Below are 15,703 nucleotides of genomic sequence, written 5' to 3' on the forward strand. Positions count from 1 at the left end.
GGAAAAGACAGATTTGAGGTTCCGCAGAAGTAAAAACAGCCCAAAGAGGGCTGTCAGTTAAGATGAGATTGCAACTTAAATCGCAAACAAGTCATTCAAGTTCTCAGCCAAGGTTGGGTGAGTGAAGATTTGTTTTGTAAAGTAAGTGTAAGGAATCTTGTTGTCCATAGCAACAGTAATGATGTTGATGATTTCTTGAGATCCTTCTGAGAAGATGCTTGCTCCAAGAATTTCTTTTGTTTCAGTATTAACCACAGCTTTGAAGGCTCCGCGAAGGTCTCCGTTCACGTGACCACGAGGCATGGCTGCAACAGGAATTTCCTTAACGGCGTATGGAAGTTTCAAATCAGCTGCTTGGCTTTCAGTCAAACCGACTTGTGAAAGGGCAGGTGTGATAAACATGGTGTTTGGTACATTGAGACGATCTTCAAGCGTGTAGCTGCCATCTCCAGCAAGGTAGCTGTAAACAACACGGAAGTCATCAAGTGAAATGTAAGTAAATTGAAGGCCACCGTTGACATCTCCAACTGCAAAGACACCAGGAACGTTTGTTTGACAATGTTTGTCTACTTTAATAGCACCACGTTCAGTTAGTTCAATATCTGTATTTTCAAGTTGAAGTGGTTCTACGTTTGGTTTACGTCCTGTTGCGTAGAGAAGGGCATCGAAACGGTAAGTTTCGTTTTCAGTCACAACGAGCACTTGGTCACCGTCGTTTTTGATTTCAGTAGTACGGATATTTTGAAGCAATTCAATACCGTCTTCTTCCATGTATTGTTTAGCAAGAGCTGCGATGGAAGGTTCTGCACGAGGAAGGAAAGTATCCAAGGCATCTAGGACTGTAACCTTGCTTCCAAGTTTGTTGTATAGGCCGGCAAATTCAAGACCGATATTTCCACCACCAAGGACTCCAAGGTTTTCAGGTAATTTGTCCAAGTTTTGGATACCTGTTGAGTCAAAGACGTTTTTGCTTGTAGCAAGTCCAGGGATTGGCAAGACGTTTGAAACAGCACCAGTGTTGATGACGATTGTTTCAGCAGTCAGTTCTTTCTTTTCATCACCAGCTTGGATTTCGATGACTTTATTTGAAAGGAAGTGAGCTTCCGCATCAAAGATATCGACGCCTGTACCAGCAACAGTCGCATAGTTTTTACCGTTGAGGCGACTAGTGATAGTGTTTTTGGTAGCAATCACTTCTTCAAAAGACAAGTCTTTCTCAGCAGCAACCAGCAAAGTTTTAGTTGGGATACAACCGATGTTGATACAAGTTCCACCGTACATAGCTTTGCTACGTTCAACGAGGGCAACTTTTTTACCAGCTGAAGCCAATTTACCTGCTAGTGTTTTACCAGCTTTACCAAATCCGATAACGATTAAATCATAAGTTAACATTTAGAGTTCCTCCTATTCGAATTTCATTCTAGCATAAGAAAAAAACTTTTGCACAATTCTGCTACGCTTTAAAAAAGTTTATGAAATAGTGGAAATTTCATCCTTATTTTCTCTGAAAAATCGTTTACATGAGTTTATCGATAGATTGGGCTATCTTTTGCTTCTCTCTTGTGTTATACTAGATAGGTTGCAAAGAAAACAGTACTTTTCTTTTGTGGAAAAGAAGCAACACGATTTTATATCCAGTATATGAAAATACGTCATAAAAAGAAAAGTATAAACTAAGCCCTATAGGGTGGCTTCGCACCACCTTTAGAAAGAAGAATATCGTGAAATTTAATGAATTAAACTTGTCTGCTGATTTGCTAGCAGAGATTGAAAAAGCTGGTTTTGTAGAAGCCAGTCCGATCCAAGAACAAACCATTCCCTTGGCCCTTGAAGGTAAGGACGTTATCGGTCAAGCTCAGACTGGTACAGGAAAAACTGCAGCCTTTGGCTTGCCTACCCTTGAAAAAATTCGTACAGAAGAAGCGACCATCCAAGCTTTGGTTATCGCTCCAACTCGTGAACTAGCTGTCCAAAGTCAAGAAGAACTCTTCCGCTTTGGTCGTAGTAAGGGAGTCAAAGTTCGCTCAGTATATGGCGGATCAAGCATTGAAAAACAAATTAAGGCTTTAAAATCTGGTGCCCATATCGTGGTGGGAACTCCAGGTCGTCTCTTGGACTTGATTAAACGCAAGGCTTTGAAATTACAAGATATTGAAACTCTTATCCTTGACGAAGCGGATGAAATGCTCAACATGGGCTTCCTTGAAGATATCGAAGCTATCATTTCTCGTGTCCCTGAAAACCGTCAAACCTTACTTTTCTCAGCAACTATGCCAGATGCCATCAAACGTATTGGTGTTCAGTTTATGAAAGAACCTGAGCATGTGAAGATTGCTGCTAAGGAATTGACAACAGAATTGGTTGACCAATACTATATCCGAGTTAAAGAGCAAGAAAAATTTGATACCATGACTCGTCTTATGGATGTGGAACAACCAGAACTTGCTATCGTATTTGGTCGTACCAAACGTCGTGTAGATGAATTGACTCGTGGTTTGAAAATCCGTGGCTTCCGTGCAGAAGGAATTCATGGAGACCTAGACCAAAACAAACGTCTTCGTGTCCTTCGTGACTTCAAAAACGGCAATCTAGATGTTTTGGTTGCAACAGACGTGGCAGCGCGTGGTTTGGATATTTCAGGTGTAACTCATGTCTATAATTACGATATTCCACAAGATCCTGAAAGTTATGTTCACCGTATCGGTCGTACAGGTCGTGCTGGTAAATCAGGTCAATCGATTACCTTTGTTGCTCCAAACGAAATGGGTTACCTTCAAATTATTGAAAACTTGACTAAGAAGCGCATGAAAGGTCTTAAACCTGCAAGTGCAGAAGAAGCCTTCCAAGCTAAGAAACAGGTTGCACTCAAGAAAATCGAACGTGATTTTGCAGATGAGACAATCCGTGGCAACTTTGAGAAATTTGGTAAGGATGCTCGCAAGTTGGCTGCTGAATTTACTCCAGAAGAATTGGCCATGTATATCTTGAGTCTGACTGTCCAAGATCCAGATAGCCTTCCTGAAGTGGAGATTGCGCGTGAAAAACCACTGCCATTTAAACCATCAGGTAATGGCTTCGGTGGTAAAGGTAAGGGAGGTCGTCGTGGAGATGACCGTCGTGATCGCGAACGCCGTGGCAATGGTCGCCGTGATGATTTCAAAAACGGCAGTCGTGGAAATGATCGTTATGATAAGGAAAAACGTTATCGTAAGGATAATAAAAAACCACGCAATACTTCAAGTGAAAAGCAAACAGGCTTTGTTATTCGTAACAAGGGCGATAAATAAGAAAAAGCGGTTCAAAATGTACTGACCCCAAAAAGTTAGACAATTAATTTATCCAAAGGATTTAGTTCTGTATTGCACAGGGCTAAGTCCTTTTAGTTTTACCTTAATTCGTTTATTGTTGTAGTAATCAATATAGTCTACAATGGCTTGTTCCAATTGCTTAAGCGACTGAAATGACTTCTCATAACCATAAAACATCTCCGATTTCAGAATGCCAAAGAAAGATTCCATCATGCCGTTGTCTGGGCTGTTACCTTTACGTGACATGGATGCTTGAATTCCCTTACCCTCTAGAAACTGATGATAAGAATCGTGTTGATATTGCCAGCCTTGGTCACTATGGAGAATCGTATTCTCGTAGCGCTTCTCTGTGAATGCTTGTTCCAACATTGTTTTTACTTGTTCTAAGTTGGGTGAAGTTGAAAGATTATAGGCGATAATTTCGCTATTAAAGCCATCTAAAACTGGTGATAAGTAAAGCTTTTGAGCGCTTGCTGGAATGGCAAATTCTGTCACGTCCGTATAACACTTTTCCATTGGTTTAGCTGCTTCAAATTGGCGTTGAATAAGGTTGTCTGCTTTCTTGCCAACATCTCCTTTATGAGAAGAATACTTGCGTTTCTTGCGGATTCTAGCTTGTAAATTGAGCACTTTCATCAAGCGTTGAACTCTTTTATGATTGACCACATAACCACGATTTCTTAATTCTAAATGGATTCGACGATATCCGTAATTTCCTTTTTGTTCGGTAAAAATAGCTTGAATTTCAGCTTTAAGCTTTTGATCCTTATCTGGTTTGTCTAGCTGTTTCAAATGATAGTAGTAGGTCGAACGAGCGAGTTTAATGGTTTTTAGAAGAATATCTAACGAAAAATCAGTGATTAATTCTTGAACAATTTCTGTCTTTCTTCTTTCTCTTTTTCCTCCTTCAAGCGGAGTTCTCTCAACTTTTTTAGGACAGCATTCTCCGCTCTCAGATACTCGTTTTCTGCTTGAAGTCGTTCTAACTCTGTCATCTCTTCGGGTTTCTTCTTTGGTTTACGTCCCATTTTAGATGGTCTCCCTTTTGTTTTCTCAACAATAGTATACCCGTTTTTCTTGTATTGTGCCATCCAATTTGGAAGCATACCACGATTTGGGAGAGCATATTCGAGAGAAACTCTATCTTGAGACCAGTTTTCATGTAGAACTTTATCAATCATTTCTTGTTTTAATTCAGGAGAATAGTAACGATTTTTTTCTTTTTTGACGAACTCTATTCCGTAACGATCAATCAATTTAATCATGTACCTAATATTAGAATTGTTTATCCCAAATTTATTTGAAAGCTTCTCCAAGCTATAGCCTTGTTTTCTAAGTTCATAGATCTGAACTTTATCATCATAAGTTAATTTCATAATAAAAACACCCCAAAAGTTAGATTTTTTCTGTCTAACTTTTGGGGTGCAGTTCAAAATGAATCGCTTTTTTTATATAAGGAGACCAAGGGTGAAAGAAGATGGTGATAGCAAAGGATAGGTGAAATGGAAAGGTATTATCAATCCACCTTCTTATAATGATATGATATCAAATATAAATTAGGTTGTCAATAAGAAAACATAATTTTCTAAAATATTTCAGCTAGTCTAAATTGCAATTAAATAAGCAATTTTCAGATAATAATTGAAAATTCAAGCTGTTTATGTTATAATGATAGCGATTATATTCGAGGTGAAAAATGGCACATTTATTAGAAAAAACTAGAAAAATTACTTCTATCCTGAAGCGCTCGGAGGAGCAGTTGCAGGAAGAACTTCCTTACAATGCGATTACCCGTCAATTGGCAGATATTATTGATTGTAACGCCTGCATCGTCAATAGCAAGGGACGTCTCCTTGGCTATTTTATGCGTTATAAAACAAATACAGATCGCGTAGAGCAGTTCTTCCAAACTAAGATTTTCCCGGATGACTACATTCAAGGTGCGAACATGATTTACGATACAGAAGCAAATCTGACAGTTGATCATGATTTGAGTATTTTCCCTGTAGAGAGTCGTTCGGATTTTCCAGATGGCTTGACGACCATTGCACCGATTCATGTATCAGGGATTCGCCTTGGTTCTTTGATTATTTGGCGTAATGATAAGAAATTCGAAGATGAGGACTTGATTCTTGTTGAGATTGCTAGTACCGTTGTTGGGATTCAACTCCTCAACTTCCAGCGTGAAGAAGATGAGAAAAATATTCGTCGCCGTACTGCTGTTACCATGGCGGTTAATACCCTTTCTTACTCCGAACTTCGTGCTGTTTCAGCAATTTTAGGAGAATTAAATGGAAATGAAGGGCAGTTAACTGCGTCTGTAATTGCAGACCGTATCGGAATTACCCGCTCTGTGATTGTCAATGCCCTTCGTAAACTTGAGTCCGCTGGGATTATTGAAAGTCGCTCGCTTGGAATGAAGGGAACCTATCTTAAGGTCTTGATTTCAGATATTTTTGAAGAAGTGAAGAAAAGAGATTACTAATGACTAAGGCTTTAATTTCGATTGATTATACAGAAGATTTTGTGGCTGATAGTGGAAAATTGACAGCAGGCGCTCCAGCTCAGGCAATTTCAGATGCCATCAGCAAGGTAACTCGATTGGCTTTTGAACGTGGAGTCTATATCTTCTTTACCATCGATGCTCACGAAGAAAATGATTGTTTCCATCCAGAAAGTAAATTATTTCCTCCTCACAATTTGATTGGGACTAGTGGACGCAATTTATATGGAGATTTGGGGACCTTTTATCAAGAGCATGGTTCAGACAGTCGAGTCTTTTGGATGGATAAACGCCATTACTCAGCATTTTCAGGGACTGATTTGGATATCCGTCTGAGAGAGCGTCGCGTTTCTACAGTTATCTTAACAGGTGTCTTAACGGATATCTGTGTCCTACATACAGCTATAGATGCTTATAATCTAGGATATGATATCGAAATTGTTCAACCAGCCGTTGCTTCCATCTGGCCTGAAAATCATCAATTTGCTCTAGGTCATTTCAAAAATACACTTGGAGCTAAGTTAGTAGATGAAAAGTTAAATGAACTTTCTGAGTAATTTGGTTGATGAAATGAAAAAATTTGAAAAAAAGTGTTGACAAGCATCCCAAAAGTTGATATACTAGTAAAGTAATCGACGCGGGGATGGCGGAATTGGCAGACGCGCAGGACTAAGGATCCTGTGACCGCTTTAGGTCGTGAGGGTTCAAGTCCCTCTCTCCGCATAGGATAAGAGTTAGCTTAGGCTAGCTCTTTTATTTTTATCAGGGTTATAATATCTATGGTGAATGCCTCTCACTTTCAGATAAATCATATAGTTTGAAATTTCTCCTAATTTTCTCTACTCTTTCTACTTTTTCCGAATAAATAGATAGAACCATAGAATCTAGTCAACCTAGATTTAAAACTGTGGTATAATAAAAGGAGGAAAAGGATGATTCTCAGACATCCGGGCATTAGCCCAACTAATGATTTGGTAGCTAAGAAAATCTTTAGCAATCCAGAAATCACTTGTCAATTTATCCGCGATATGTTGGATTTACCAGCCAAAAATGTGACCATTTTGGAGGGGAGTAACATTCATGTCTTGCCTTCCATGCCGTACTCAGCACAGGATTTCTATACCAGTATAGACGTTTTGGCGGAGTTGGACAATGGGACCCAAGTTATCATTGAGATTCAGGTGCATCATCAGAATTTTTTCATTAATCGCCTGTGGGCTTACCTGTGCAGTCAGGTCAATCAAAACCTAGAAAAAATTCGCCAACGGGAAGGTGATACACACCAGAGTTACAAACACATCGCACCCGTTTATGCTATTGCAATTGTAGACAGCAATTATTTCTCAGATGACTTGGCTTTTCATAGTTTTAGTATGCGCGAGGACATGACAGGGGAGGTTTTAACAATTACAAACAATGGACAGGAACACCATCTGGTTAAGATGGCGTTCTTGGAACTAAAAAATACAGAGAAACCAGCAAAGACGAGGTTCGCAAGCCGTGGTTGGAGTTTTTCGGCAACAAACCCTTTACCCAGCAACCAGAGCGAGCCATCAGCCAAGCAGACCAACTGCTAGACTACAAAAGCTGGTCCGAGGAGGACAGGAAAATGTTTAGTCAACTACGTATGCGTGAAGAACAAGCCTTATTAGCCCAGGACTATGCCTTGGAACAAGCTGAAGAAAAAGGTTTACAGAGGGGTCGTGCAGAGGGTCTTGAACAAGGACTTGAACAAGGACGAACTGAGGGTCTTGAACGTGGTCGAGCTGAGGGTATCGAAGAGGGATTAAAAGTAGGTTTACTAAATCTAGTCCGCAAAGGTCTTCTGACTTCCGAGGTTGCCAGCCAGCAATTGGGTATGACCGTCGCTGAGTTTGAGGAGCTTTTGTAAGTTAGGGAATATATTTAGATTTTCCCTCAAAATTCTATCAGAGTGGTCGGAAATTCACATCGTATTTCACGATTTTCAGCAGAATGGATTTGCTGATTTTATATAGAAAAAATGGCAGATTTTGTCTTTCTATAGATAGAATCTGTCTTTTTATTTATATTAAATTTAAAATATTATCCATAATAAAGCTGATATATAAGGGTGTGCATGTATATATATATATAATTACAGAAAAATGCTGTCATATCGGTATTTTTGCTGCATTTGTAATCTTATCTTCATCTAGGTTTATACTTGATTTCTTTCTGGAAAAGTATTACTATAGGGTTGATATATTATGTATTTCAGGTTTTTGTGTACTCTTTTGAGGAAAATTGGTCTGTGATACAATGAAAGGATGACATGCTTATGTTTGGAAAAAACATAGGGATAATGGTGAAAAAATTTACCGTTATTCAATAAGGAAATACCATTTTGGTGCTGCCAGTGTTGCGGTGGCGACTCTGATGTTCTTTGCGAATGGAGTAGCTGCTCAAGCTCAGACTCCTGCCGTATCTCCAGTAACAGCTAGCGATGTAGTTGCTGGACCTTCTGGAAATTCGGATAGGGATCCGCAGGGCTCAGATGAGGAAAGCCCTGAGAAAACGGCAGTAGTTGAACAGCCAGTTGGGCTCAAATCAGCAGGAGAATCTAGTGCTCCAAAAGCTAAAGCTGAAGAAGGAAGTCGAGAAGAGTCAGAAGCTGAAGTTAAAAGTTCTCAGCCTGAGACTAAGATAGACGATAAAGGATTAGCTCCGGTAGCCGACACAAGTGCAGCCCAATCGATCCAAGGAACCCTAGAAGCTTTGTTGGCAAATCTAACCCTAGACTCCATGAAGGCTCTCCACACTGAAGTCGAAGAAGCTCTCGCAAAGGCTAAGGCAGTTTTAGAGAATCCAAAAGCGACGCAAGAGCAGGTTGATGAGCAAGTCAAACTCATGGAAGACCTGATTCGTCGGGTCAAGGAAGCTTTGTCACCTCAAGTTTCAACTCCTTCAGTTTTAGAAAAAGCAGGTTTGACAAATCATGGACTTGCTGCTCCAGAGGGGGCTGTGACCAATCAAGGAAGTAGAGGAAAGCGTCGTAAAAAAGGCGATCTGAGTCAAGCTACACCAGCTGTAGACCAGACTAGCCCAGAAACTGGAGGCAACTCAGAAAAAACTGAATCTAGTGAAAATCCTAGTCGACAAGAACTTCCAACCTATACTAATCAGGGTGATGGAGCCTATAAACTAAAAGATGAGTTGGAATTTATCTATAAACGACTTCAAAAAGAGGGAGTTGAAGAAAGTAAAATACAGACTGTTAAAGCTGCGGCAGATAAGTTTAATGAAGCTTTCTCTAGGGGAGAGACTATCAGCCAAGATGCTTTTGATGCTGCCCTGGTAGATCTTAAAAAATCTCGAGACCTCATCGAAGGAGTGTTAACTGGAAGAGAAAATGAGATAAATAGTAATGGGATTAGATTACGCAGAGTTTCCCGTAGCGCTATCTCACGTGAAGCCGGAAAACGATTTGTTGATTCTAAAGAATATTATTATGAAGATGGAAAACAAGGTGTTAGTCCATATCCTAGATATACCTATATATTCCATAGTGACAATCCAACACAGACTGCTGGCTATTCGCATGTAAATGTTAGTGAAGCAGAAAAATATATTCGTGCTCGTGTGACGGCTACTAGGGATGGTTTCTTATGGGAGATTACTGTTAATGCAGGTAAATTCCAAGGATTAACAAATGATAGTTATTGGTTTACAATACCCAAAGGTCAAACTTATAAACCTCATTCAGCGACTGTAGATGTATTTAAACCTGAAGGAACTACATCGTATTCATCCGGAAATGATACAATTGAGTCAACACTAGCTAGAGCAGGACTTGGAAGGGTTCATAAGGGAGATAACTTTAAGGGAGTATTTCGGCCGGGGAGACTAGTAGCTAATGCTTATAATACGAATGATTTAGAAGGTTTAGCTAGAGAAAGCGTTGATGCCTTAACAGATAAAGGGTTTTATAAACGAGAACTTGAAAATGGTAGTGAGCAAATATTATCAAATCAAAAGTTTGATTTAATAAAGAAGAAAGGGGGGACTCTTTATTATTTTGAACAACCAGATAATAACTTTAAATATACACTCACTTTTCAAACTACAGGAGATAACAATTTAGCTGATTTGGTATACGCCGCTGGATTTAAAGGAGTGAGAGCTCCGGTCGACTCGTATACAAAACGCCATCGTGTTCTAGTAAATCAATGGTATGCTCGTACGCAAAGTGAAACAGACGGTACCTATGAATTTCCAATGAAGTTGAAAGAGAATGGAACTTTCTTCATTAACCAAGATAAATATTATAATAAAGCTTTTCCATACTCTGATCATGTAGAGGGAGGAATTTACGGTGGACAGAATCGGAATCTTGATGATGTTCGTCATTTAGATGGTCTGGTTTCTTATTCAGAAGATGCAGGCAATCCTAGACCTACAATACATGCCATAGATTTTACTTCCTATGTAGAATATAAAGGTTATAATATTGAAGAGGGTAAGCGAAAAGCAAATTCTAAAGGGCAAACATTTACATTTTTTAAAGATGGTAATCGTATAAGTAAAGAGCAATTAGGTTTAGATGCGGGAAGTAAACCAGGTCTGCATACTTATACCTATACACGTAGATTTAGTGATGGTTCTGAAGATAGTGGAACATTTAATTTTGTTACCAAAGCTGAAAAACCGACGTTCAACCAGACATTGAAATTTATTGGAGAAAGACAGAATATATCTGCTAGGACGAATAAAGAAGGTATTCCTTTGACGCTCTATAGAGACTATGGTGGAGCAGAACCAGAGGTGGTTGCAGAGGTTGTATCGGGTAAAAATGGAGTAGCCTCATTTGAAAACATTGAAATAAAACAAGGTAAATACTATGTTCGAACGGTTATCAAAACGGATGCTTATGTAGATTATGATGGTAACACTCATAGAACAGTAGAATCTGACCCTGTAAATGAGAATGAAAAACTTGTTGCTGTCGAAGCACCAACCGTAAAACTCAATGGTAAAAAATTAACAACCAATGCTGATGATAATCGATTCATTATTTATCGTGGAGCAGTCTTTAATCCAACTTTCCGTGTTGAAAATGATGGCAAACAAGTTAATTCATTGAAAGCTTCAGGCATTCCTAAAGGAGTGTGGTTTAATAAAGTAAATGGTGGAGATCAGCCAAGAACGAATATGGCTCATGGTTCAGAGTATACCATTTCAGCAAATAATGTTGTAGATTCTGATACTCGTTTGGGTGAAGGTACTGCAACAGTAACTGTAGTTAACCATCAAGGCAAAAGTATAGATTATAAATTCAAATATATTGTTGCGGATGTGCAAGGTAAAAATACTACTGAAAATAAATTGGTTGGGGATACTATAGGAAATGCTCATAGATTTGCGAAGGCTACTATTGGTAATGCAGAAGGAGATGATTACTTCCCTAAAGGTATGGCATTTAAGTGGGTAACGAATACTTTAACTTTACCAGAAAATACCGAAAAACTAGGCGAAGCAGGAAGAATAACAAATTATAATGCGCAAGTAATCTTTCCGAATGGTGGACCTTTTAAAAAGACAATCGGCAATGATGAATATACGATTTACGGACCAATAGCTAAAACAATCCCTGTAACCTTTAATGTAACAGATAATGTCGCGCCTACAGTCAAACTAGGGACTGGAAATGGAGGGACTATCTTAACTGAGAGTGAGTCCAACGCTCCGGAGATAACTATCTATAGAGGGGCAAGCTTTACTGATACTATCAAAGTTTTTGATAATGAATCAAGGGGTATCGTGAATCTCAAAGTGGAGAGTGGATTGCCTGATGGACTTAGTCTTGAAGGTAAGTCTGCTATCAAGAAAACTAGTGCGACGGAAGGGCATGAAGCAACGGTAAATATTAGTGGTAAGGTTGCAACAACTGCACGACTTGGTGTCTACAATGTTAACTTGAAGGTATCTGATGATGCTTCTGGTAACGTAGATAGAGGTAATACAAAAACTGTTAAGTTCAAAGTTAAAGTTCTTGACCTGGCGTTTGAAACTCGAGGAAAAGCTATCAATGAAAATACTCATTCAGACACTTTGGATTTAAATCAAACAAGTGTTGATGCGAATCACTATTTAACTGTTACGGATGGAATAAACAAAGCAGATATGTTCCCTCAAGGAATGATTTTTAGATATATTCTAGCGGATGGAACTATAAGAAATACATTGAGTTTTGATAAACCTGGTAAATATACAGTGACTGCTGCAGCTTATTATCCTATAGGAGAGAAATCTGTAGCAGGTGCGCCAGTAGCTTCAACGAATTTGAAAGGTGAAGATATATCTGGAATTGCAGGTCGTCCTTATTTGACAAAACAAATTATCTTTGAGGTCAAACCAACAGCTCCAACGGTAGCTGCAAAAGATAATGGTGATGTAGAAATTACACCAACAAATCAAACAAATGTAGATAAAGTTAGTGTAACCTTCACAAAACAAGCCGACTCTACAGTAGTAACATATACAGCTAAGAAGAACGACAGAGGAGTATGGGAATTTGGTGCAGATGCACCGTTAACAGTCGATCCAACAACAGGTGTGTTTAGATTAAAAGACCGTGTTGTAAAAGATGGTACAACAGTTACAGCTAAGGCTCTTACAACAGATGGAACAGGTAATGTTCAAAGTAATCCAGTAACAGGTAAAGCAGGTAATGGAGATGCAGTTTTACCGGAAATTGAATTTAAAAATACTGTGATAGATTCTACAGGGGATCGTGTAGTATATATTACGCCAACAGAAACAACAAATGTAGAAGTTGCGACTGTTAATGATAATTCTAAGAAGTTATTAGAAGCAGTATTCTTTGATCAAGGAGCACAAGTAACAGATCTTGGGAATTATGGTATCACTTATAATAAAGTTATACGAAATGGCGATACAATAACTAATGCACCATATACATTAACAGTTACTGGTACATTAAATAGAGAAAAATCTGCAAATACACTGTGGAATGATGGAGATGTAATTGCAACTCGTTACGTTTCAGCCATGGACGCTGCAGAAAATAATATTAGGGAAAAATCAGGAAGTAGAGATAATGTTGCTTCAAACCCTTATCGTGTCGTTTTCAAGGTTAGAACACAAGCAGCGAAGTATACACCACAAGTAACAAACTTAACACGTCACGATCAACAGCCAAAACACACAAACGAAGATGTGAAAGGTGCGGTAACAGGAGAAAACATTAAATCGAAAGAAGTGTTAGATCCAATTCCAGATGAATCAGGAAATGTTAGAGTGAAAGTAACATATACTGATGACAGTAGCGAAACAGTTACAGTACCAATTAAAGTGACTCCAAGTAAAGCAACCCAAGGAGATCCAACGGTTTCAGAATTAACACGTCACGATCAACAGCCAAAACACACAAACGAAGATGTGAAAGGTGCGGTAACAGGAGAAAACATTAAATCGAAAGAAGTGTTAGATCCAATTCCAGATGAATCAGGAAATGTTAGAGTGAAAGTAACATATACTGATGACAGTAGCGAAGAAGCAACTGTTAAAATTACAGTTGTAGGATTACCAGAAACGAAAGTACCTGTAGAATCATTTGGTAACTTAACTAAAGAGGAACAAGATAAAGTTAAAGAATCAGTGGAAAAAGCTAACCCTGGTAAAACAGTAGTTGTTGAACCAACAGGCAAAGTAACAATCACAGATCCTAAGACAAATACTAGTCATGAAATTTCTGAAGAATTAGTGACAACCATTGCTCCTCCAGTTGTAGATATCCCTGAATTTAACGGTGGAGTAAATGGAGAGCCAGAAAGACAAGAAGAATTGCCAGAGTTCAATGGTGGAACAAACGGTGAACCAGAAATTCAACCAGAATTACCAGACTTCACAGGTGGAGTAAATGGTGAACTTCCAGATCCAGCAGAATTACCAAAAGTTAAGTTATTCATCACTAAATGGATTGATGAAAATGGCAATGAGTTGAAACCTGCGGATGCTAAGGCTCCAACGGTATTAGGTGAAGCGAATGAAGCATTTGAACATGGTGAAATTGAAGGTTATGTATTTGTAAGAACAGAAACTAAAGGTGATGTTGTAACTCATATCTTCAGAAAAGTGAGTCCAGTTAGACCAACAGGTGACGATCAACAAAGACCAACTACGCCATCTGCCGATACAAATCGTAGACCAGATACTGCTACCCCTGCTGAGGTGCCAGCTACTCATCAGGCTGAGCAACCAAGTCAAACAGTTGAAGTACCTGCTCAATTGCCGAATGAAGTGTCAGAAACTGATCCATCAGTTTCTCAACCGCAAGCAGTATTGCCAAATACTGGTACACAAGAAGACCGTGCTACAGGTGCATTCGGAGTTCTATCTCTTCTTGGCGCATTTGGTTTGCTATTTGCCAAAAAGAAAAAAGACGATGAAGAGGAAGCTTAAATAGATGATCTCATCTGATCCTTAGTAGCTTTCCCTGCATAAAGTCTTTGTAAATCAAAAAGAACTAGAAAATCACTCATTTGTGAGAATTCTAGTTCTTTTTTTCGTATTTCATAAACATTTCATATTTGGATTTTATAATAGTCTTACAAATATGGAGGTGACAAATGAATCCAATCCAAAGAGCTTGGGCTTATGTCAGCAGAAAACGACTGAGAAGTTTTATTTTATTTCTGATTTTATTTGTCCTATTGGGCGGAATTTCAGCCTGTTTGACGCTGATGAAGTCTAACAAAACAGTGGAAACCAATCTTTACAAATCACTCAACACATCTTTTTCTATTAAGAAGATAGAAAATGGTCAGACTTTCAAGTTGTCAGACCTAGCATCCGTTAGTAAGATTAAGGGACTGGAAAATATTTCTCCTGAACTCGAGACGGTCGCAAAATTAAAAGACAAGGAAGCGGTCAGTGGCGAGCAGAGCGTGGAGCGTGATGATTTGTCAGCTGCGGACAAGAACTTAGTTAGTTTAACGGCTCTTGAAGATTCATCTAAGAATGTGACCTTCACCAGCTCGGCCTTCAATCTAAAAGAAGGTCGACACCTTCAAAAAGGGGATTCCAAGAAAATCCTGATCCACGAAGAGCTGGCTAAGAAGAATAGTCTTTCGATTCATGACAAGATTGGTTTGGATGCTGGACAGTCCGAAGCTGGAAAAGGGCAAACAGTAGAGTTTGAGATTGTCGGAATCTTTTCTGGTAAAAAACAAGAGAAATTCACAGGCTTGTCTTCTGACTTCAGTGAAAACCAGGTCTTTACAGACTATGAAAGTAGTCAAAGCCTTTTGGGGAATGGTGAACCTCTAGTCAGTGCAGCTCGCTTCTATGTAGAAAATCCTAAGGAAATGGACGGACTTATGAAGCAGGTGGAAAACTTGTCCTTGGAAAATCAAGGCTACCAAGTCGAGAAGGAAAACAAGGCCTTTGAACAAATCAAAGACTCAGTAGCAACCTTCCAAACCTTTCTGACCATTTTCCTTTATGGGATGTTGATAGCAGGAGCAGGAGCCTTAATTCTGGTCTTGTCTCTCTGGTTGAGAGAACGGGTCTACGAGGTGGGAATTTTACTTGCACTTGGAAAAGGAAAGAGCTCAATCTTCCTACAGTTCTGTTTAGAGGTAGTTTTGGTATCTCTCGGTGCCTTGCTTCCAGCATTTGTTGCAGGAAACGCTATCACAACTTACCTACTCCAAACACTACTAGAAAGTGGAGATCAGACAGCCTTACAAGACACACTAGCCAAAGCAAGCGGTTTATCAACCAGCATCCTATCTTTTGCAGAATCCTATGTCTTTCTGTTCTTGATTAGTTGCTTGTCAGTAGCCTTTTGTTTCCTATTCTTATTTAGAAAATCGCCGAAAGAAATTTTATCATCTATTAGTTAAGAAGG

Annotated in this window: 7 protein-coding genes, 1 tRNA gene and 1 pseudogene; 7 read left to right on the plus strand and 2 right to left on the minus strand. The window is 39.1% G+C overall.

Annotated features, from left to right (window positions below; translation table 11 throughout):
• Nucleotides 1-75: 75 nt before the first annotated feature.
• Nucleotides 76-1,392: an FAD-containing oxidoreductase gene (locus tag STYK_RS03430; RefSeq protein ID WP_004255717.1), complete on the minus strand. Its 1,317-nt coding sequence runs from the start codon at nucleotides 1,390-1,392 to the stop codon at nucleotides 76-78.
• A 329-nt stretch (nucleotides 1,393-1,721) separates the two neighbouring features.
• Between STYK_RS03430 and cshA the strand changes: the two genes are divergently transcribed.
• Complete coding sequence (gene cshA / locus STYK_RS03435) at nucleotides 1,722-3,287, plus strand: degradosome RNA helicase CshA (RefSeq protein WP_000671119.1); 1,566 nt, start codon at nucleotides 1,722-1,724, stop codon at nucleotides 3,285-3,287.
• A 48-nt stretch (nucleotides 3,288-3,335) separates the two neighbouring features.
• On the opposite strand, the gene STYK_RS03440 is transcribed toward cshA, so the two are convergent.
• Nucleotides 3,336-4,684, minus strand: a protein-coding gene (locus STYK_RS03440; protein ID WP_261804648.1) for an IS3 family transposase whose coding sequence is annotated in 2 segments (ribosomal slippage) — nucleotides 3,336-4,243 and nucleotides 4,243-4,684 — 1,350 coding nt in all. Because the reading frame shifts where the segments join, the coding sequence is not laid out codon by codon here.
• Nucleotides 4,685-5,004: 320 nt separating this feature from the next.
• On the opposite strand from STYK_RS03440, the gene codY reads away from it, so the two are divergent.
• The 6 genes and pseudogenes from codY (at nucleotide 5,005) to STYK_RS03470 (ending at nucleotide 15,698) form a co-directional block, all read left to right on the plus strand.
• Entirely contained in the window at nucleotides 5,005-5,793 is a 789-nt protein-coding gene (codY, locus tag STYK_RS03445; protein WP_000940740.1) for a GTP-sensing pleiotropic transcriptional regulator CodY, read from the plus strand.
• Nucleotides 5,793-6,368 carry a cysteine hydrolase family protein gene (locus tag STYK_RS03450; protein WP_261805245.1) on the plus strand — a complete coding sequence of 192 codons (576 nt, stop codon included), beginning with the start codon at nucleotides 5,793-5,795 and terminating at the stop codon, nucleotides 6,366-6,368. Before codY ends, STYK_RS03450 begins: the two co-directional genes overlap by 1 nt.
• Before the next feature lie 80 nt (nucleotides 6,369-6,448).
• Nucleotides 6,449-6,534: transfer RNA gene (locus STYK_RS03455), tRNA-Leu, on the plus strand.
• A 209-nt stretch (nucleotides 6,535-6,743) separates the two neighbouring features.
• Nucleotides 6,744-7,702, plus strand: a pseudogene (locus tag STYK_RS03460) (Rpn family recombination-promoting nuclease/putative transposase).
• A gap of 443 nt (nucleotides 7,703-8,145) precedes the next feature.
• Nucleotides 8,146-14,253, plus strand: coding sequence for an SIALI-17 repeat-containing surface protein (locus STYK_RS03465; RefSeq protein WP_261805376.1), 6,108 nt, complete (start codon nucleotides 8,146-8,148; stop codon nucleotides 14,251-14,253).
• 167 nt (nucleotides 14,254-14,420) lie between these two features.
• Complete coding sequence (locus STYK_RS03470) at nucleotides 14,421-15,698, plus strand: ABC transporter permease (RefSeq protein WP_261805246.1); 1,278 nt, start codon at nucleotides 14,421-14,423, stop codon at nucleotides 15,696-15,698.
• Nucleotides 15,699-15,703: the final 5 nt, after the last annotated feature.

The sequence above is a fragment of the Streptococcus toyakuensis genome (genome assembly GCF_024346585.1).
In the GTDB taxonomy this organism is placed as follows: Bacteria; Bacillota; Bacilli; order Lactobacillales; family Streptococcaceae; genus Streptococcus; species Streptococcus toyakuensis.

Coding starts and splice junctions, on each gene's coding strand:
- STYK_RS03430 (WP_004255717.1), bottom strand. CDS start 1,392: ATGTTAACTTATGATTTAATCGTTATCGGATTTGGTAAAGCTGGTAAA.
- codY (WP_000940740.1), top strand. CDS start 5,005: ATGGCACATTTATTAGAAAAAACTAGAAAAATTACTTCTATCCTGAAG.
- STYK_RS03450 (WP_261805245.1), top strand. CDS start 5,793: ATGACTAAGGCTTTAATTTCGATTGATTATACAGAAGATTTTGTGGCT.
- STYK_RS03470 (WP_261805246.1), top strand. CDS start 14,421: ATGAATCCAATCCAAAGAGCTTGGGCTTATGTCAGCAGAAAACGACTG.